This is a genomic window from Cryobacterium tagatosivorans (assembly GCF_004402215.1).
In the GTDB taxonomy this organism is placed as follows: Bacteria; Actinomycetota; Actinomycetes; order Actinomycetales; family Microbacteriaceae; genus Cryobacterium; species Cryobacterium tagatosivorans.
Window position 1 is genome coordinate 52939 of the sequence record NZ_SOEZ01000007.1, and the last position, 18499, is coordinate 71437.

Consider the following 18499-nt stretch of genomic DNA (forward strand, 5'->3'; position numbering starts at 1 on the left):
CTGGACGTCAGGTGGTTACATCGGAAACCGTCAAGACGGAGTCAATTTCTTATTCGTTGGCAGCTCTCGACCTCGGGTCTCAGGGTCCAAACGGGCGGGCAGGAAAGCTCCGTGACAGGTCAGCGATTTGCATACGTGCGGGGCGCGACCGGTGCGCAGTTCGACTGGGATACGGGCTCGGACGAGACGGCGACCTGTCAGTATTGGGGTATCTGGGATGGGAGATTGTGGTGGCACTTGCAGGTCCAGGCGAGTTGCTCACAGCTCTCGACGTCCTCGAAAACGCTCTCGGATCCCGCCCTACGCCGGAACAGCTCCGCAAGCTCACCATCCCGGAACTCGATGAGTTGTCCGGCCTCCTAGGCGAGCTTTCCGAGGCGCAATGCGACGACGAAATTCCGGGGGGCGCATCTCTCATCGGTGGTTGGCTCGGTGGCTACTGGAGCGAGCCATCTCTCCGTGGAGATCTCGGAAAGTCTCTGCTCTACTATTCGAACCTTCTTGTGCTTGACCCGCTCGCTGACTACTTCGATGATCGTTCGCGTCTGCCAGCAACTCGCCCTATACGAGTGCGCAGGAAAGAGGATAAACAATTCAACACGCTCACATCCGGTCCGGACATGTGGAGCAGGAACGGTTCTTTCGGGTCTCTAAGGGATGCTCCGGAGGAAGCGGTCGGCCGCTTTGCTGCGATTGTCGGGAACCTCTATTCGTTGGAACCGCTCATTAGGAGTGGTGTCGTGGTGCTCCGAAGCCAGTGGCCGATCCTTTCCCGGAATTCAGAAGCTTTGGCGGCTTCCGTTCGGCACGACATTCGTTCGAAGGAGATGCAGTCGCTTGCACGTGAACCTTCCACAGCGGGCGACTCCTTCGCCGTTTGGGACAATTTGCGCGGTGGGGCAGTGAGCTTCCCCAGCGGAGTACTCTCCAGCGACGAGCCTTGGGAAACCCAGCACGTTTTCTATGACTTGGCCAAGACCCTCGCGATCGCAGACGCCGCGGGGGCACAACACGTGCCGTCGACGGAGCGGGACCTCGAACTCCTTCGCACAAAGGTGAGTTCGGCAGCAAGGTCCACGTATCCACGTGCCTTCCTTGGAGAAGTTGCCCGAGTGGCCGTTCCGTCATTTGATATCCCGATCCAGCAAGCAGTCGCAATGCGAGAGTCTTCAGCGAGCTTTGAGGATTGGCTGGACCTCATTCGCCGCGCGGGAGCTGCGGACGATGCTGGGCAACTTCGAGAGAGGGTCCAGGACGAGCTTCGGCCGGCTATTCGGTCCGTGGAGGCTGAGATCGGCAAGAGCACCATGCTCTCCCTGTTGGACAAGACGCTGGCTGATGTGATTTTCACTGGCGGTGTCGCCAGTATCGCCGCCCTCGCAAGTGGAGGGAGCCCAATCGCGTCGGCGGGCGCCGCCGCCGCCTCGGGCATCGTGAGTTGGATACGACGCGCCTACGGCCAGCGGTCACTTGGCGGTGCCGAAGCAGTCCTAGCTGCCCTCGTTCGCGGTAAAGAGAAATCCTGAGCCGCGCAGGCGTGGGAACCCGAAGTCAGTACGGAAGGCAGCCTGGCCGGGTGCGTCCCGAACGTCACATTGACTGCTTCCGTTTCGTTTGCGACACGCTGAATAAATGACTGGTTGTGTGACGTTTTTTGTATCCGTTGAGGTTACGATCGTCTTGTCACGTATTCGGACGTATAGATGACACATGTCGAGCATGGGTTGAGCGCCCGTTAGCGGAAGGCCGTACGGGACACTCGGCGCTGACGTAATCCCATTTGGATTGGCCGGGTTGTCTTTTTATTGGGAGAGGTCGAGGTTAGCCTCGTCGTCGTGCTGCTTGAGCGTGTCTGGCGATGTCACTTCACGATCTGAATGGTCTGCGGGCCTGGTTGCGCGAGCGGATGCATGTCAGGGCAAGTACTTGTCTCGCCGGAGGTGCCGGAGTTTCGTGGTGATGTTGTGATGCGAGTCGAGGCTGTCCGGGAAGCCGGCTTGACGTATCTTGATGGTGCTCTGGACCATGTCGAAGTCGGCAGACCAGAGGCTATCCGTGAATTGCCACGAGGTGAGTTGTCCATACGGAGTCGGCCGCAGATCGTGGGCAGTGCGCAGAGCGTTCCAGGCTGGCTCCTTGTCGAACATCTGCGCGGCGAGGCTCATCGGTTGCGGGGCCGCGGTCGGCATGTTGAATGCGTTGGCGATGTCTTCCCAAATGTGCTCCCACCGGAACTGGTCGCCGTTGGTGACGTTGAAGATCTCACCTCGTGCGGCTTCAGCGGTGAGCGCCCAGCTCACCGCTGAGGCGAGGAGGTCGGCATCCGTGATCTGATGCAGTGCTGTCCACGCGCCCGCGGTTCCGGGGAAACGGAGCGGAACGCCGGCCGCTTTGGATAGTGAGGCGTAGACGCCGATGGTATTGAGCAGATTCATCGGCGAGCCCAGGCTGAACCCGATCACCACGTCGGGGCGGAGCACTGAGTAGGTGAAGTCGTCTCGGTCGGCGCGGGACGCGAGTAGGTCTTCCTGGTCGTTGTAAAAGATCGGACCCAGGAACCTTGGATCGGCTTCTTTCGCCGGCGTCTTGTACGCGCCAAGGTGTTCCCCGTACGATTTCCCACCGCCGATGAGAACCACGTGTTCGAGCGGTGCGCCGACTGTGGTGAGGCCGTCGAGGACATGTGTGAGCATCGCGAGGTTCGGTGCGGTGGTTTCGACCATCGTCGGGCGTTCAACATAGGCGGCGTAAACGAGATGACTGACCTGGCCGAGGATCTCGGCGTCGGTAAGCGCCTGCGGGTCCAACAGGTCGACGCTGAGATGTCTAGCGTTTAGGCCGGCCGGGGCGTCGCGGCGTGAAGCGGTGATTACGTCCCACGCATCGTCGACGGCCATCCTTCGGGCGATAGCGCCTCCCACGACTCCGTGCGGTCCGATGACGAGGACGGTGGGCTTGTTCATGCGTTGACCTTGTCTGACTTTGTGGGGCGAAGAAACAGCGCGATAGCTGCGGCGGCCAGCACGCACAGCAATGCGTTCACGCCGATGGCGGTCGTGACACCGCCGAGGACTCCGGCGGGTCCGGTGTCGTCGAGGGTATTCATCCGTGCGGTCACGATCGCGGACATGATTGGGATTCCCATCGTGATTCCGACTTGCTGGCTCATCGTGACCAGGCCGGTGGCCAGGCCCTGTTCCGTATCGGGCAGGCCGGAGGTGGAGGTGACGACGTACCCGACGATCGCTACCAGGTTTGCGACACCCCCGATGAAGGTGGCGATGAGCAGGAGAAGCATCCAGTCGGAGTCGGGGCCGAGGAACATGAGCGGAATCGTGGCTGCTGCCTGGAGCAGGAATCCGGCGACGATTGCACGGCGTGATCCGAGTGTGCCAATGACTTGCGGGCCGATGAGTCCGCCGAGTACGGTTCCCGCTCCGAGGACAGCGAACGAGAGTCCAGCGGCAAGAGGCGAGTAGCCGAGTACTTCCTGCAGGTACAGCGTCAACAGGAACACCAGCGAGGTTTCGGTGGCGAAGGCCAGTAACCCGGCGATGTTGCCCCAGGCGACCGTTTTCCGTTTGAGGATAGCGACAGGAACCAACGGATGCGCCACCCGCTTCTCGATCGCCCAGAAGACGACTAGGAAGACGAAACCAGCCAGGATCGACCCCCATGCCATCGGGTTTCCCCACGAGGTTTCACCCGCCGTGGTCAGCCCGTAGACGAGAGAGAGAAGCCCGAAGGTCACGGTGGCAGCGCCGGCGAAGTCAAGCTTGGGGCGTTCGTTGGGGCGGCTTTCCTTCAGGACGAAAGGTGCGATCACGAGGACAACTACCGCGACGAAAACGTTGATGAAGAATGCCCACCTCCAGCTGAGCAGGTCGGTGAGGACACCGCCGAGGATGGCCCCGGTCGTGAACCCTGCCGCCATCAAAGCACCGTTGAGGCCGAGCGCCGTGTTTCGCTGCGGTCCTTCGGGGAACGAAGTCGTCAAAAGCGTAAGTGCCGCTGGCACGACCATCGCCGTCGCGAGCCCCTGGGCCACCCGGGCAACGATCATCAACACGGGTTCCTGCGCAAAACCGCCGACAAGAGAGGAGACGCCCAGCAGGGCCATGCCGAGGAGGAAGAGGCGTCGACGACCGAACAGATCAGCGATCCGCCCGAAGAACAGGGTGAACCCTGCCGCGCACAGGGCGAACGAGGTCGCGATCCATTGCAAATGATCGAGGCTGAATCCAATGTCGGCGCCGATGGTGGGCAACGCCACGTTCAGGATCGAGAAATCCACGGCAAGGGTGAAACTGGCCGTGAGTAAGACGAAGAGGGCGAGGCGTTGCCGCCCCGTCAATCTCGTGGCGTCCCCGCCGGGGTCTGCATGGTTGACGGCGAGGTCGGAAGTTTGAACGGTGCTGGACATGCCCGTCCTTTCGGTAGAGGGAACAATTTATGGGCGCCGGGAAAACCGGCACCATGCCACAGTGGGCCACCGTGCGCGCATCAACCAGACCCGCGTCATCCCACCCCCGCGGTGCCTAGCACTGACAGGGACAGGCTTGATCCGCTTAGACAGTCGAGAATGTAGCCATGGCTGGCATGAACCACACAGAAGAACTCGGCGAGTTCCTTCGAGCTCGGCGCGCACAACTCACCCCCGAAGCGGCAGGGGTCACCTCCTACGGTGCCCGTCGGGTGCCCGGTCTCAGGCGCGAGGAACTCGCTCAACTCGCCGGCGTGTCGGCCACCTACTACACACGGTTGGAGCAAAGCCAATCGACGAACGCATCCGAATCCGTGATCGACTCGATCGGGCGGGCGTTGAACCTGAATGACGATGAGAAGGTGCACTTGCATGACTTGGCGCGACCCGCCAAAGCCAAGCGCCGCGCTCCGGGAAAACCCGACCAGGCAACGCCTGGCACGATACGTCTGCTGAACGCGATGACCAATGTGCCGACCGTGATCATGGGCCGAAGGAACGAAGTCCTGGCATGGAACCCGCTCGGGCATCTGCTCGTCGCCGGGCACACCGACTTAGACGCACCCAGCCGGCCTTTTGATCGACCAAACCTCACCCGGATGCTCTTCCTGGACCCCCACACGAAAGACCTCTATCGCAACTGGCGTGACGAGGCCTCCCTCGCTGTCGCATCCTTGCGGTTCATCGCCGCACAACACCAAGACGACGCCGAGCTGACCCAGCTCATCGGCGAACTCACGCTCAAGAGCCCTGACTTCGCTGCTATGTGGACGAAGCACCCAGTCCAACAATGCGTGAGCGGTGTCAAGCGTTTCCACCACCCCGAGGTTGGGGACTTCGACCTCAGTTTCGAGGTCCTCCACCTCCCCGGTGCCAGCGGACACCGAATGATGACGCACGTTGCCGAACCCGGCTCAACCGACGCCGCAGCCCTGGAGCTCTTATCGGCTACAAACGAGACCCCTGTCGCGCGACACGTTCCGTCACGGATCTAACGAACGCTCTTACCGGAGGTAAACCTCGGACCTTTCAAACCCGGCTCGCTGCACGCTCCAGCTCTTCGGACACAATTCGACACGATCCGATTCTCAGTGCCCAAGGCTGAGGACCGAGTTACCCTGACGCCAATCGCCCCATTCCGACAGATCAAGCTTCGATGCCCGCAAGGGGACGCTGACGGGCACAAACTGGGGATCAGGCAGCAGTCAGTTGTTCCACGATGCGCACCACAACAGGTACGGGGTCAGTGGGCGTGCGGCCAAGGAGATCGCCGAGGTCGCTGGAAGTTCGTGAAAGAAAACCGTGTGCCCCGCTCGAATAGGTCGAGAGGAGCATCGCCGGCTGAAAGGGCAGCAGCCCGCTTTCTTCCAGAGCAGCGCGGTGACTACCGAGAGAAGCTGGGCGATAGAGCAAACTAGCCCCCTCGGCGATCTGGCCAGCCGTGATCGCGTGCGACCCAACCAGGTCGTACACACGATTGATGTGGCGGTCCGGGGCGGCCGCCACGTTGGCCGCTGCCTCCGCTAAGTCAGCGCGGGTCACCACAGCCACGCCAGCGGAGCCGAACGGCGCGGTGATGACACTCTGACTCGGTGCGAGCAACGATCCGAAGAGCTCGGCATAGAGACCATTGCGCAGAATCGTCCACCGCAGAGTGCTGCCCTGTATTCGCCGCTCAGTCCAGCGATGTGCGAGGGCGAAGCCCAAATGATCCCCATCTGTGGCGACGCTGGTGTAAATCAGGTGCTGCACGCCGTCGCGTTCCGCGGCCGCGACAACGTTCTCATGCCTGTCAATCACCACGTCATCTTCCTCATAGCCCGCGGAGACCATCACGACCGTGGCGAAACCGGTGAAGTTCAAAGAACTAGGTTCGTCGAAGTCAACGTGGCGTTGTTCGCTGCCGTCGGCCGGTCGTCGTGTCCCCGCGGTGACAGGCTGGCTCGCGCCGGCCAATCGCTCGACGATGGCACGGCCTAACTGGCCGGATGCTCCGGTAACCAAAATCATGTGCAAGTCCCCTCGGTGGTTCTGAATAGTAACTAGACTCATCCTCGGTAACTCACCGGCACTCCACAAGGACGCACTTTCGTGTCAGACAGTCACATTCAGGTAACCGCCTCGATCGAACCCTGCGGCCTGGACGAGCACCCGGACTGCGGAATCCGCGACGTGCTCACCCGAGTGGGCGATAAATGGTCCGTCCTCGTCATCGTTGAACTTGCCTCCGGCATACGCCGCTTCCGAGAATTACAACGCGGCATCGACGGAATCTCCCAACGCATGCTGACCCTCACCGTGCGCCGGCTGGAACGCGACGGCCTTGTCGCCCGAACCGTGTACCCCACAGTCCCCGCCCAAGTCACGTACGAGCTAACGGCCCTCGGCAGCAGCCTGACCCACCTCGTCAAACAACTCGCCGACTGGTCACTCGAGCACCGCGAAATCATTGGACACTCGCGAGCCAACTACGACACCCACCACCCCGCCCACGAGATTCACTAGATAATGGCCGCCCGTAAGGAGAACCCCGAACGAAACGATAGCTCCGGTGCTTCCGTCCAGCTGCCGCCGCAGCGGAGAAGCGATCCGTCTCGATGTCAATGAGGATCTAGGCAACACATCGACGCCCTAGCCTTGGTTGATGCTTATCACGAAATAGGCTCGGGAACTCCGTTGGTCCTCCTACATGGCTTCGGGGTCGATCATCGGATCTTGCTGCCCTTGGAGGCCACGCTGGAACACGCCGGCGGGTGGCGGCGCATCTACATTGACCTGCCGGGCGCGACCGGATCGCCAGACGATCTCGTAAGCAGCGCCCAAGAAATTGCCACGGCGACGATGGCCGAGGTGCAGTCTCGTGTTGGTGCTGAGCCGTTTGCAATCTTGGGAAATTCATTTGGCGCCATGATTGCCCGCTACATCGCACACGAGCGTCGATCACAGATTCTCGGGCTGGCGACGTTAGCAGGCGTCTTCGTCCCCGAGCACGGCGACCGGACGGTACCGGCCCGAGCCGTACTCCACCAAGACCCCGGCGTGGTACCAATCCTTCGCGACGCACTCGATGACTACCGCGAAATGGTCGTGGTGGAATCACCAGCAAGCGCCCACGCTTTCCTGGAGTACGTGCTGCCCGGCGTTCGCGGTGCCCACCAATCGGCACTGGAACGAGTTGCCACGAATTACACACTGACCCAGCATCCAGAGGATGCCCACCCCGCGCCCTTTCTGCAACCTTCGCTCCATGTCACTGGCCGACAAGATCATATTGTTGGATACCGCGATGCCTGGAACCGGATTGAGCACTACCCACGCGCGACATTCGTGACGCTTGACGGCGCGGGCCACAATGCCCATCTCGAACAACCCGAGATCTGTGCCGTGCTCGTGAAGGACTGGCTAGCGCGAATTCGGCGATCCATCGAGGGAACCCTCTACGGGCTGTGACGCCGGGGTGCGCGCGAGCTCCGAGCTTGCATTGCGTGTGTGTTGGCGCCCATCTCGGTAGCAATGGCTATGCATCGAGCGACTGGGATCGACAAGGATGACTCCTCAATAACATCAAGGAAATACCTGGAGGTATTAGGCAAATACATTGCTATCGTAGGAAATGGGGAAAGGTGGCCGCAATGGCACGAATAGGACTGACGACGCAACGCGTGACCTTCGCAGCGGCTGACCTGGCTGACGAGATCGGTTTCGAGGGCGTGACCGTCTCGGCTGTTGCGCGCATCTTCGGCGTCAGGGACGCGAGCCTCTACTCACACATCAAGAATGTGCGGGACCTCCGGACGAGGGTGGCCGTGCTTTCATTGGCCGAACTCGCCGACCGAGTCGCTGCCGCATTGGCTGGCCGTGCAGGCAAGGATGCGCTGGTCGCCTTCGCCAACGCCTACAGGGCTTACTCGAAGGAACATCCCGGGCGATATGCAGCAACACGGCTGGAGCTTGACCCTGAGGTGGCTGCCGCCAGTGCGGCGGGTAGGCACGCGTCGATGACCAGGGCTATCCTCCGGGGCTACGCACTCGAGGAGCCGGACCAGACCGACGCTGTGCGGCTGCTGCACAGCGTGTTCCACGGATACGTAAGTCTGGAATGTTCCGGTGGCTTTCAAAACACGCAACGCGCAGCGGATGCATCGTGGTCCAGGGCTCTGGACGCCCTCGATGTTGTCCTGAACAACTGGCCGCCGGCCTGACGACACCGTTTAGCTCCCTACCCCGGACCGCACCACTCTCAATCCACGGATCAGCGACACAGACAGAGAAGGCATCCGCACCTCATGCTCCAGCTCACCGCCACAGACATTCGGTCATCATTCATCAATGCTTCACTCAGGGAACGAAAGGCGCTCACCCTTCCCCGGGACCTCGAAAACCTGCCATGGGACAACCTCGACTACCTCGGCTGGCGGGACCCCAAGATCCCGGGAATCGGATATGTCATCGTTGAACTCGAGGAGGGCCTGGTCGGGATCCTGCTTCGTCAAGCCGACGGGAAGACAAAAACGCGGCCCCAATGCTCGTGGTGCGAAGACGTGCATCTCCCGAACGACGTGGTGTTCTTCAGCATCAAGCGGGCCGGCCAGGCAGGGCGCAACGGAGACACGGTCGGCACTCTCGTATGCGCCGGCTTCGAATGCTCTGCAAACGTGCGCAAGCTCCCCCCGGTCGCCTACATCGGCTTTGACGTGGAGGCAGCGCGACAGCGACGCCTCGAAGCGCTGGGAACACACGTCCGCAACTTCGCACGTAGTGTCCGCGACGGAAAATAGGGCCGCCCGCAAGCTGGCCTCCGCTGAGCACAGATTCCGCCGCTAGGACTTCGAGCCGTAGAGGGGCTGACGTGCCAGCCGGGAACCCCCCACGCGACACCGGTTCTAGTCGCCAGGCGATCGCTGGGTGAGGGTCATTGCTATGGCCCTGACATGTGAAAGGACCGCCTTTGCATTGTTTCGCTCAAGAGTTTCGGGTCGAGCAAGGCAGTCGATGTGCCGGCCCAGCCCAGGGTGGGCGAGCGGACGAAGGACCAGATCCCGGTGGTCGCGGATGTTGGTCGTGTATCGGGGCATGAGCGCGATGCAACCGCTCGCTTCGACAACTGCGGCAGCCACGGAGAACTCGTTGATCCGGTGCAGGATGCGCGCCTCACTCCCACCGATTCCTGAAATTACGGAGAGAGCCTGCTTGAGCGGGAATCCTTCGTGTACAGCGACCCATGCCTCGTCCTGAAGATCTGCCGGCTCGATCGCGGCTTTCGCTGCAAGGCGGTGATCGCGTCGGATCGCGATATCCAGAGGCTCGTACAGGAGCGGTTCCACACGCACCGACCCCGGCCACGACGGGCTACCGACCAGCCTGTGCGCGAGGACAAGATCATGATCAGCCGTGAGAGGGGGAAAATCCTCCTGGGCCACGTCGAAATCACTCAGCCGGACATCAGGCTGATCTGGACTGCCACATGCAGCGATCAGAGGACCAAAGACCGCAAGGCCCACGCTATGGAAGGCCGCCACTGAAACGGCGCCCAAGCGATCGTCTTGGAAGCGTGCCACTGCCTGACCGGCACGTTCGAGCGCCACTTCCACGTCGATCGCCGCCATCGCTAGGGCGCGCCCGGCGTCGGTGAGGGCGGTCCGCCGTCCGTCCCTGTACGTCAACGGTGCGGCCGAGTGACGTTGCAAGGCGCTGATCTGTTGCGAGACCGACGACGGCGTGACGTACAGCGCCGCAGCGACGGCGGTAATACTTCCTCGGTCACCCAACTCTCTCAAAGCGCGAAGCTGACCCAGTTCCATAAGTTTAAACTAAACCATCCAGCACGAAACTTCTCTCTTGTCTTACGTGAAATCAAACCGGACGATGGTGGAATGACCGCTCCACTCAGCCGATTCCGTGTCGACCTACTCCTGCTGTTAGTCGCCGCCTCGTGGGGATCGACGTACCTCGTGGCCAAAGAGCTAGTCACGCCCGATTCCGTAGTGGCACTCCTCGAGCTGCGCATGCTGCTCGCCGGCGCCCTCATGGCGGCAATCGTGGCCGCCCGGCGGCACCGTGTAACTGGAGCCGAACTGCGAGCGGGTGTGATCCTCGGGATCGTGTTGGCTTCAGTGTTCGCATTCGAGACTTTCGGGATCGCCCACACGTCAGCAACGAATGCCGGCCTCATCATCAGCCTGACAATCGTGTTCACTCCTCTTCTCGATTCCGCGGTATCCGGTCGACCTCTGCCCGGCAAGTTCTTCCTTGCCGCAATGATTGCCATCATCGGGGTTGCACTTCTCGCCAGCAACGGCACTTTTCAAACGCCAAGCCTTGGCGACCTACTTATCCTCATCGCGGCAATCGTTCGCGCCATCCACGTCACGTCGATGTTTAAACTCACCGGCAACAAACCGAGGGACTCGCTTCACCTCACCACGGTTCAACTCGTTACCTGCGCGACAATCTTTTCGGCGGCGTCACTGTTCTACGGCGACCCGATCCCACACTTCCTTACCGGCCTCGACCCGCGACGCGCGGTCATGTTCCTCTACCTCGTCGTCGCTTGCACAGTCTTCGCCTTCCTGGTACAAACCTGGGCGGTCCGGCGAACATCGCCATCGAGAGTGAGCCTCCTCCTCGGAACTGAGCCCGTCTGGGCCGTGATCATCGGAATTACGATTGCGCGTGACTTCGTGACCGTCACTGGATATTTAGGTATCGCCCTCATCCTCGCAGGAACAGCATGGGGTCGCTCCATCGAGCAACGGCACCAACTCACCCTTGCCCCACGTGACCGTCAAGAGTTACGAGCGGCATCTGAAGGCTGAACGTGTCCGCAAGGCGGACGGCGACCGGGAAACCTTCGAATCATCGTCGTCTACTCGGTTCCCTGCGGCGTCGAGAGGGCGATCGTCCCGTAAGCCCCGTCCGAGAAAATGCCCGGTGAAGGGAGGCTATGCGGGGCACGTTCGGACGCCTCAGATGACTCTCCGGCGAGGTCCAATACCCGCCCTCGGCGATAGAACGTTGCTCGAGACATTCCAAGATCGCGGGCAACCGTTGTCACTGGCTCTCCACCGTCGATGAGTCGACGCGCATTGCGGATTTGGCTGTCGGTGATGAGCCGCGGCCTCCCACCGAGGTCCTTGCCGGCGTTGCGGCGCTTGTTGATGGAGTCGATCACACGTTCTCGTTTGATTTCGTGTTCCATCTGTCCGAGTGCAGCCATGATCGTGAACAGCATGGACCCCATCGGTGTCGCAGTATCGACATCGCCGCCGCCCAGGTTGAGTACGCGAAGGCCGGCGCCGCGACCGCGGAGCTCCTCGGCGAAAGCGAGCATGTTCTGCGTCGATCGGCCCAGCCGGTCCAGGGTCGTGATGACGAGAGTGTCGCCGTCGTGGAGTGCGGCGAGCGCACGGTCGAACTGAGGCCGTGATGCTTGAGCACCGGAGATGCCGTGGTCGACGTAGAGGTCGTCACGCCGGACGCCAGCGGCGAGGATGTCGATCTGTTGCCGGTCGGTGGACTGCTGTCGCGTGGACACGCGCGCGTAGCCGATCAGTTTCGTCATTTCTGCCCCCGGGGGTGTCTCATAACCAATGGTGTGTACCACACTTCAAGCATGCGGTTATGCGACGTAGTTATGAGAATCGGCGCGCCGCAAGATTCCGGCGAACGTGGAGGGGGCCAAGACGTGGTCGTGAGACGTCTTGTATCTCTAGGGTTTCGAGACAGTATCAGCGCAGGAGGATCATCTGCTCTTGCCTCGCAGGCGTTTCGTCGTGCGGCGGGCCGATGGTGGGATGGGGCGGCTCTGCTCGCCCACCGGCTCGAGCCGAAGCTCATCCACCACCATGTCGAGCGCGGGATCGTCGCTGATCGGCGAATTGATGTAGTGGGTCCGCTGGAGCTGCCCATCTTGAGCGAAGAGAAGCCCGTACGCCCGATCGGATCGGAGTTGATACCGCTTCGCTGACATATACCTCAGCAGATGGGACGCTGCTGTCCCGTGAGTACCCGGAGGGCAGGTCGCCAGGAACAGCGCAGGATGCCCCCAAAGCCCTGCAAACGACAGGACGCACTCGTGGCGATCGCCGTCCTGGCGAGTGCGTCGAGCACATTCGCGGATCGCGTTGAGCACTTTTCGCTGGGTATCGCCGGAAAGTCCCAGCAGGTCGGTGGTCAGGCGCAGCCATCCGGGTTCCTTTCGAGTGGCGATCTCTTCTAATAGAGGAATCAGATTCGGCTCGATGTTGAAGCTGGGCTTCTCGGGGTGGTGCTCTCCGATGGGGATCGCGTCGCGCCCCATCCACACGTTGAGGTCGTGGCAATGGTCCGTGACCATCGTTCCGACAGCGTCCTGTGCGTGCCGGCGTCGATCGCGCTGTTTCGCTGGAGGTGCGGTCGGGTTAAGCTCCCGCACGAGTTCCGGATCGGGCTCCACGTAGAGTCCGCCTTCGAGGAAGAGCATGTAGAGGTCGAGCTCATCGACCGCTCGGTAGTGCGTGGTGACGTCGCTGCTGGTGCGGCGGCGCAGGTAGAGGAGAAACTCGCCTGCGCGGTCAGAGACCTGAGCGATCGTAGCCAGATCGTGGAGAGAGGCCACCCAGGGAGGGTCCGTCTCGCTGACGATGCCTGCCATCTTCAGATCGTCGAGGGCGGTCCCTAGCGGCCCGATGTCATCAAGGACCGCGACGATGCAGCGGATCTCGCGGATGTGGGAGAGGTCCAGCCAGGATCGGTTGCCAAGCCAGACCCCCTGGTTGGAAGAGATGAGTTGCTCGAGACGCTTGGCCTGGTCGCATCCATCCCCGAGGGTGGCCTTCAGGTCGGTTTGCAATCGCTTAACGTCGCCGCGGCGAGCTTGCGGAGCGATCGATTTCGCTTTGACTTCGACGATGATCGCGACGTCGTCGATGAGGAACAGTCCGTCACCCTCGACCTCCTTGCCTACCTCGGTCAGGTTCGTGCACTGCGGCCCCAACTCGGAGGTGCCAGTGGGCGTCGTCGCCGCATAGTAGGTGAAACCGCTGTGGGCGACGGGTTCGCCGAGGATCGCCTCGAGATGCTCGATCGCGAGTCGCTCACTCACGATCTGGCGGTTGCGCTTGTCGTACTTGCGCATCTCGAGTGAGTTCGGGGGCAGTGCTTTCTCGAACACGCGGCGCAGCGAGTCGAGGCCGACGTCGTTGACGGTGGAGAGGTAGTTTCCGTCGTCATCCGAAACGAGCGGGGTCGCTAGGTAAGGATTGGTTGAGGTGAGGAGTTCGAACACGCGCGCGCCAGCCGAAATCGTGGCATCGAATCGTTGTGAGTAGGAGCTGAGGACTGCATCGGCCGTCTCAACAGTGATCCCAGCGACTGCCGCCACGTCTTCATGGCGCGTGACCGCGCGGTCGCCTGGCAGGAAGATGAACGGGATCATCAACTCCATAAAACGCTCGCGGTCTTCGCGAGGCACCTTCGACGGATGGACGTCTCTGTAGCGCATGAGGATGTCGCCGCTGTCGTCGCGGAGTTGCGTCATCCTGCCCCCGGCGAGCTTCGTCACTGCGGATCGGACCTTCATCAGCTCCGGGTAGTCGTATCCGAGGAACTGGCGCATCAGGGGCGCGACAAGCTGGTTATCGAATAATCGTTCATCCTGTTCACGCCGGACTTCGTCGTACTGAAGATTGCGGATGTTCAGCACCGCACCCTGATACTCGGCCGCCAAACGGGCAAGGGGATGCCCGCTCATCCTGGCTTCGAACTGGAGTCTGTAGAGCGCGAGGCGGCCAAGGCGCTGCGCTCTGTCGTGGATTTCGGTTATGTGCTCGTGAGGTCGAGTCTCGTCGCGGGGGCGGGGGTCCGGCTTGCGGGATGGTCGGGACAGCATAACCGCGGCGACAATCTCGACCGGTAGCGCGGTGCCGTCCGGAACGACAACGCGGGGATCTGGTACCGGTGCGAACTCCCGCATTCGCATGAGCTCGATGACGTCGAAGGCGTCGGCATCTGCGACGAGCTCGGCGATCGCGGTCGTCTCATTCTCGACCTCGCTTCGTAGAATCGCACGCAGGTCGCTTGGAGTTGCGCACTCCGCAAACAGCGAGAGTTCCCGCACCGGATCGCCGAACTGGCCCGGATCTACATCGCCGATTACCCGTCGTAGCGGGTCCCGTGCCGCGCGCATCAGTTCTCCCCGCGCTGGTTGGAATCGTATCGATGGGCGCATTCAGGAGGTGGCGGCATGGCCACATACTAGGAGGAGCCACCGACATCCAGAGTCACCCACCTCATCGGACGGACCCGTTCCTGCCTGGGCTCATGGGCGTTGCAGGCGTCATCGGAGCGTCACGCCAGTAGGAATAGGTTCAGGCTTTGCTCACCGCGACCGGGTCGGCGACGCCCCTCAGCGCGTTGCCGTGGTCGGTCAGACATCGATCGCCATTCTTACCGCCAGGAGACACAGCGACCGCGATCGCTAGCCGGACCGTGGGATCAGACGCTGCCCCGGTGTCTCACAAGCTCACCGTCTCATAACCCATGGGATGCGAGACGCTGACCCCGCATCTGAGGCGTCACTGCGCGCCAATCAGCAGGAGAGAACGGACGTGGTAGTCGATGAGACGACTTATCGTGACACCGACGAGGCCCACATTGTGGGAAATTCGCCGTCGCTTGCGGGCGAGGAGCAGTGCCTTGAAAATCATTAGCTTTTGAGACGTTCGGCACTGGCTTCGCCGTTCGGCCGGACCTGAGTGCAAATGCATTCTCAGGATCCCAGTTCGGGAACCAGCCGTAGACTTCCGCGCCAATTCCAACGCTCGTGCGACGCCCACCCCAATGGGACGAACAACTCAACCGCCTCGGCGAGTTGCCCGTGTGCAGGAGATCGAGCCCCGCCAAGTCGCTGAGCAATCCGGTCGGCGTTCTGCTGTCGCGTGACCTTTTCTATCCGTCCGTGTCTCGGGCCAATCTGCCATGCGTCCGCCACGCGGCCAGTCGCGCCCCTGCTGGTCCTAGTGCTTGGTGTCCTTTTTGGGGCTCTCGTTCTTTGACCCGGAATCGCTGTCGCCCCATTTTCCGTTTAGCTTCTGGGATCGAACTTCACCGTTGCCTCCGCCGCTCTTTTCGACGATTTCCTTCGCGCGCACTTCGGCTGCTTTTTTAGTGGGAAGGTGCGCGGATGCGCGTTGGGCATTTTCCTTCTTTACATCCCATCCGCCGCGATCCTTGTTGGGAATCACGTACCGATCGTTGTTGTTTCCCTTGCTCATCGGTTCTCCCTTTTTGTTGCGTTTGTTGGAAGTGGGGCCTTTTTGGACTTTCTTCTTCCAGTCATCTGCCGAGTCGTCCCCCTTACCCATGGGCGCCGCTCGAGAAGGCTGCGGACGTATCCGTTGAGTTGGTGTTCGCGGAATCTCCCGACGTAGGGATGAGCGCGCCTACCAGCGTGATTGCGATGCTCAGCGTGAGCGCGATGAAACCACCTCTCGCCCAGTAGCCGCGGACGATCAGCCAACGTTCGTCGGCCTCGAGCACTTCGAGTTTGGTGGTGATGAGCTTGTAGCGGCCTTGTTCTAGTTCCATCTTTAGGAAAGCGTCGCGCATAGCCCGAACATCGAGGGCATCGCCCTGTCGCGGAAACACAACCACGACTCCAGCGACAGCGGCAACAAAGGAGAGGGCGAGGTTTGCAACGACTAGCCAGGAATGGTCCATGGAGACCTGGAGAGCTCCGACCACGCTAGCGGCGCCGATCAGGATCGTTGCTCTCTGTTCCATCGCGGTTTTCCGAAAGGCGAAGGATGCCGTCTCCAAATTCAGCTCGTCGGCGATGACATTTAGGTGTGCAGACTGGCGGCTCAATTTCCTCTTCGGAGTTGAAAACGCCATCGGGAAAGCTACGCCTTCTTAGCTGGCTTCGGGGGCGCAGGGCGTGGTGGGGGCGCCTGAGTATTACGGCCGAACTCCCCGGACTTTCGCTCCTGCGCCTTCTGGACTTGCTTCTTCCAGTCGTCGTTCCCCGCGCTGGGCTTGTCTGCCATCAACGGTCCTGTCAGTTTGGATGTCTCGACGAGACCTACTGGCACCACACTAGCGTCCGGTGCCCTCCAATAGTTGGGGGACTCGGCCTGCAACGGTGCGGGACATGGCCTGCGAGCCGGCTGATAATTCCGCCCGAGGGAATGGCGGGGGAGGTTACCCCCACTCGAGAGCGAGTACCCAGGATCCGTCAGTGTCGCGCCGTAGGTCGTAGCGGTGTTGTTCTTCGCCTCCGCGTGATGCGTCCAGACGCCAGGGTTCGGTGTCGATGCGGGGCGGAACCCCACTGGGGTTCTCCCACCACCGGGTGCGGGTGAAGATCGCCTGGGGCTGTCCGATAACGGTGTGTTCGAACCGGTTCCAGATGAAACCGCGAGGGTCACCGTCGGCCGACAGCTCAACATCGGTGTGAAACTTAAACGATATATCGTTGATACATCGCAGAGGTTTGCGGTTATGTCGATTGTTCTCAATAACACGAAAGGTGGATGCGATCATGAAGCGCATATTTCACACACAGGGGATGGAGTTTGGCCCGGAGTTCAGCCGTTCCCACCATGACTCGTCCGAGCACGGCCCGCAGGGCCATGGCCGCGGGTTCGGCAGGGGAGCAGGATTTGGTCCGGGCGGTTCCGGTTTCGCTGGCTTTGGTCCGGGCTTCGGACGTGGTGCTCGCGGCTCCAGGCGGGCAAGCAAGGGCGACGTCCGGTCCGTGATTCTGTCGTTGCTGGCCGAGGGTCCGTCCAATGGCTATGGACTCATCAGGTCGATAGAGGAGAAGACCGGTGGCGCCTGGCGGCCGAGTCCCGGCTCGGTGTATCCGACGCTGCAGCAGCTCGTGGACGAGGAACTCATTTCTCCCACGGGCGACGGTCGTCGCACCGAGTACGAGTTGACGGAGACTGGCACGGCGTACCTGGCCGAGCACGCGGACGATCTCAAAAGGGCCTGGGAGGCAACCCCGGGCCAGTCCGAGGCGGATGCTGCCTTCCATGAGAGCGTCGGGAAGCTGTTGGGTGTCGTCCATCAGTTCCGCTTCTCTGCCACCGACGCCCAGCGCTCGGCTGCGATCGAGAAGCTCGACGAGACCCGACGCGCTCTCTATCTGATCCTCGCCGACTGAGTGTTGCTGCGCGGTGCCGCTCGTCGACCGCTGCCGGGTGCTGCGGGCGTGCCAGTAATGGGGCTGTGTTGACCTGTTAACCTCGAAACACACCCATTCGGGGGACAGGGGAGTGGCGTATGGCCGGCAGGCGTTCGAAGAAGCATGTTTCAGAGGATCAGGGCGAATTCGACCTCTGGGGACTCGATGAGAGCAGTGCTGACGCTCAGCTTGAGGCGGAACGCACCGTTGAACCGTCGCCCGTTGAGGCCGCCCTTGTTGGTGGCCGGCTGAGCTTTGATGACTTTTGGATTGAACAGGATGGTGGGACCGATGAACCAGTACGGATTGTTAGCCAGGGATCACTGGATCAAGGTGGCCCCGAGCCGGTACGCGGCGTTGCCGAACCCGGGGGAGTACTTCGAGGGTCTGGGCGAGCAGGTGCAGAGCCAGGTCGACAATCTGAGCCAGAGGATCGCCGGGTCGGACCTGGCGGGGGAGACCTACTTGGAGAAGGTGGGCCGGCTCACGATGGCGAAGAGGCAGGCCGAGGAGATCGTGCTGGCCGACCTGGTGTGGATCACACCGGAGCTCTCAGCGGACGAAGCCCGGGAGGAGTGGGGGTCGGTGCAGCCGCCGGTGGAGGCTCTGGCGGATTGGGCGTTCCTGATGCAGGACGAGGATCGGGAGTTCAAGTCCGTCGATCCGATCGAGCAGCTGGCGGAGGATTGGATGCTTCCGGAGAGCTTCTTGGAGGTTCTCGCGGTCCAGGACAATCCGTACCGGTTCCTGAGCGAGCAGGCGGAGATCTTGACGGAGAGCGCGAACCAGCGGTATCGCCGGTTCCGGGAGACGCAGGGCCAGGAAGAGTAGCCGCATCCAGCTTCATCCCG

Annotated in this window: 18 protein-coding genes and 1 pseudogene; 9 read left to right on the forward strand and 10 right to left on the reverse strand. The window is 61.6% G+C overall.

Going from position 1 to position 18499, the window contains the following annotated elements; all coding sequences use genetic code 11:
• Positions 1-230 precede the first annotated feature (230 nt).
• Positions 231-1526, forward strand: a complete 1296-nt coding sequence (locus E3O23_RS00950) for a hypothetical protein (RefSeq protein WP_134486959.1) — start codon at positions 231-233, stop codon at positions 1524-1526.
• Positions 1527-1913: 387 nt separating this feature from the next.
• Here the strand turns inward: E3O23_RS00950 and E3O23_RS00955 are convergent, their stop codons facing one another.
• A complete protein-coding gene (locus E3O23_RS00955) occupies positions 1914-2963 on the reverse strand; it encodes an SDR family oxidoreductase (protein WP_134486962.1) in 1050 nt (349 codons plus the stop codon).
• Positions 2960-4354 carry an MFS transporter gene (locus E3O23_RS00960; protein ID WP_241983269.1) on the reverse strand — a complete coding sequence of 465 codons (1395 nt, stop codon included), beginning with the start codon at positions 4352-4354 and terminating at the stop codon, positions 2960-2962. The genes E3O23_RS00955 and E3O23_RS00960 overlap by 4 nt, the downstream gene beginning before the upstream one ends.
• 236 nt (positions 4355-4590) lie before the next feature.
• Here E3O23_RS00960 and E3O23_RS00965 point away from each other — a divergent pair, with 236 nt between their 5' ends.
• On the forward strand, positions 4591-5478 hold the full coding sequence (locus tag E3O23_RS00965; RefSeq protein WP_338145291.1) for a helix-turn-helix transcriptional regulator: 888 nt from the start codon (positions 4591-4593) through the stop codon (positions 5476-5478).
• A gap of 199 nt (positions 5479-5677) precedes the next feature.
• Here the strand turns inward: E3O23_RS00965 and E3O23_RS00970 are convergent, their stop codons facing one another.
• Entirely contained in the window at positions 5678-6493 is an 816-nt protein-coding gene (locus tag E3O23_RS00970) for an NAD(P)H-binding protein (protein ID WP_134486968.1), read from the reverse strand.
• 81 nt (positions 6494-6574) lie between these two features.
• Between E3O23_RS00970 and E3O23_RS00975 the strand changes: the two genes are divergently transcribed.
• The 4 genes from E3O23_RS00975 to E3O23_RS00990 all read left to right on the forward strand — a co-directional run bounded on the left by E3O23_RS00975 (position 6575) and on the right by E3O23_RS00990 (position 9261).
• Complete coding sequence (locus tag E3O23_RS00975) at positions 6575-6988, forward strand: winged helix-turn-helix transcriptional regulator (RefSeq protein WP_134486971.1); 414 nt, start codon at positions 6575-6577, stop codon at positions 6986-6988.
• Positions 6989-7159: 171 nt separating this feature from the next.
• Positions 7160-7933, forward strand: coding sequence for an alpha/beta fold hydrolase (locus E3O23_RS00980; protein ID WP_255453269.1), 774 nt, complete (start codon positions 7160-7162; stop codon positions 7931-7933).
• Between the two features lie 212 nt (positions 7934-8145).
• A complete protein-coding gene (locus E3O23_RS00985) occupies positions 8146-8685 on the forward strand; it encodes a TetR/AcrR family transcriptional regulator (RefSeq protein ID WP_241983259.1) in 540 nt (179 codons plus the stop codon).
• 84 nt (positions 8686-8769) lie between these two features.
• A complete protein-coding gene (locus E3O23_RS00990; protein ID WP_092325303.1) occupies positions 8770-9261 on the forward strand; it encodes an FBP domain-containing protein in 492 nt (163 codons plus the stop codon).
• Between the two features lie 105 nt (positions 9262-9366).
• On the opposite strand, the gene E3O23_RS00995 is transcribed toward E3O23_RS00990, so the two are convergent.
• A complete protein-coding gene (locus E3O23_RS00995) occupies positions 9367-10284 on the reverse strand; it encodes a LysR family transcriptional regulator (RefSeq protein ID WP_134486976.1) in 918 nt (305 codons plus the stop codon).
• Positions 10285-10356: 72 nt separating this feature from the next.
• On the opposite strand from E3O23_RS00995, the gene E3O23_RS01000 reads away from it, so the two are divergent.
• On the forward strand, positions 10357-11298 hold the full coding sequence (locus E3O23_RS01000) for a DMT family transporter (protein WP_134486978.1): 942 nt from the start codon (positions 10357-10359) through the stop codon (positions 11296-11298).
• 173 nt (positions 11299-11471) lie between these two features.
• Here the strand turns inward: E3O23_RS01000 and E3O23_RS01005 are convergent.
• From E3O23_RS01005 to E3O23_RS17950, 6 genes and pseudogenes are all read right to left on the reverse strand, one after another.
• Positions 11472-12044 (reverse strand): annotated as a pseudogene (locus E3O23_RS01005) (recombinase family protein); the annotation flags it as partial.
• Between the two features lie 180 nt (positions 12045-12224).
• Positions 12225-14648, reverse strand: coding sequence for a hypothetical protein (locus E3O23_RS01010; protein WP_134486984.1), 2424 nt, complete (start codon positions 14646-14648; stop codon positions 12225-12227).
• 388 nt (positions 14649-15036) lie between these two features.
• Positions 15037-15168, reverse strand: a complete 132-nt coding sequence (locus tag E3O23_RS18645; RefSeq protein ID WP_255453270.1) for a hypothetical protein — start codon at positions 15166-15168, stop codon at positions 15037-15039.
• A gap of 309 nt (positions 15169-15477) precedes the next feature.
• Complete coding sequence (locus E3O23_RS01015; RefSeq protein ID WP_198415098.1) at positions 15478-15825, reverse strand: DUF2188 domain-containing protein; 348 nt, start codon at positions 15823-15825, stop codon at positions 15478-15480.
• Positions 15818-16354, reverse strand: coding sequence for a hypothetical protein (locus E3O23_RS01020; RefSeq protein WP_134486987.1), 537 nt, complete (start codon positions 16352-16354; stop codon positions 15818-15820). Before E3O23_RS01020 ends, E3O23_RS01015 begins: the two co-directional genes overlap by 8 nt.
• Before the next feature lie 306 nt (positions 16355-16660).
• On the reverse strand, positions 16661-17002 hold the full coding sequence (locus E3O23_RS17950; protein ID WP_166790357.1) for a hypothetical protein: 342 nt from the start codon (positions 17000-17002) through the stop codon (positions 16661-16663).
• On the opposite strand from E3O23_RS17950, the gene E3O23_RS01025 reads away from it, so the two are divergent.
• Together E3O23_RS01025 and E3O23_RS18400 are read left to right on the forward strand one after the other, a co-directional pair.
• Positions 17001-17627 (forward strand): PadR family transcriptional regulator, encoded by a 627-nt coding sequence (locus tag E3O23_RS01025; protein WP_134487140.1) that lies wholly within the window; start codon positions 17001-17003, stop codon positions 17625-17627. The genes E3O23_RS17950 and E3O23_RS01025 overlap by 2 nt on opposite strands.
• Positions 17628-17939: 312 nt before the next feature.
• Positions 17940-18479 (forward strand): hypothetical protein, encoded by a 540-nt coding sequence (locus tag E3O23_RS18400; protein WP_134486990.1) that lies wholly within the window; start codon positions 17940-17942, stop codon positions 18477-18479.
• Positions 18480-18499 lie beyond the last annotated feature (20 nt).

Coding starts and splice junctions, on each gene's coding strand:
- E3O23_RS00955 (WP_134486962.1), bottom strand. CDS start 2,963: ATGAACAAGCCCACCGTCCTCGTCATCGGACCGCACGGAGTCGTGGGA.
- E3O23_RS00965 (WP_338145291.1), top strand. CDS start 4,591: ATGGCTGGCATGAACCACACAGAAGAACTCGGCGAGTTCCTTCGAGCT.
- E3O23_RS00970 (WP_134486968.1), bottom strand. CDS start 6,493: ATGATTTTGGTTACCGGAGCATCCGGCCAGTTAGGCCGTGCCATCGTC.
- E3O23_RS00990 (WP_092325303.1), top strand. CDS start 8,770: ATGCTCCAGCTCACCGCCACAGACATTCGGTCATCATTCATCAATGCT.
- E3O23_RS00995 (WP_134486976.1), bottom strand. CDS start 10,284: ATGGAACTGGGTCAGCTTCGCGCTTTGAGAGAGTTGGGTGACCGAGGA.
- E3O23_RS01000 (WP_134486978.1), top strand. CDS start 10,357: ATGACCGCTCCACTCAGCCGATTCCGTGTCGACCTACTCCTGCTGTTA.
- E3O23_RS01010 (WP_134486984.1), bottom strand. CDS start 14,648: ATGCGCGCGGCACGGGACCCGCTACGACGGGTAATCGGCGATGTAGAT.
- E3O23_RS18645 (WP_255453270.1), bottom strand. CDS start 15,168: ATGATTTTCAAGGCACTGCTCCTCGCCCGCAAGCGACGGCGAATTTCC.
- E3O23_RS01015 (WP_198415098.1), bottom strand. CDS start 15,825: ATGGGTAAGGGGGACGACTCGGCAGATGACTGGAAGAAGAAAGTCCAA.
- E3O23_RS01020 (WP_134486987.1), bottom strand. CDS start 16,354: ATGGCGTTTTCAACTCCGAAGAGGAAATTGAGCCGCCAGTCTGCACAC.
- E3O23_RS01025 (WP_134487140.1), top strand. CDS start 17,001: ATGAAGCGCATATTTCACACACAGGGGATGGAGTTTGGCCCGGAGTTC.
- E3O23_RS17950 (WP_166790357.1), bottom strand. CDS start 17,002: ATGATCGCATCCACCTTTCGTGTTATTGAGAACAATCGACATAACCGC.
- E3O23_RS18400 (WP_134486990.1), top strand. CDS start 17,940: ATGAACCAGTACGGATTGTTAGCCAGGGATCACTGGATCAAGGTGGCC.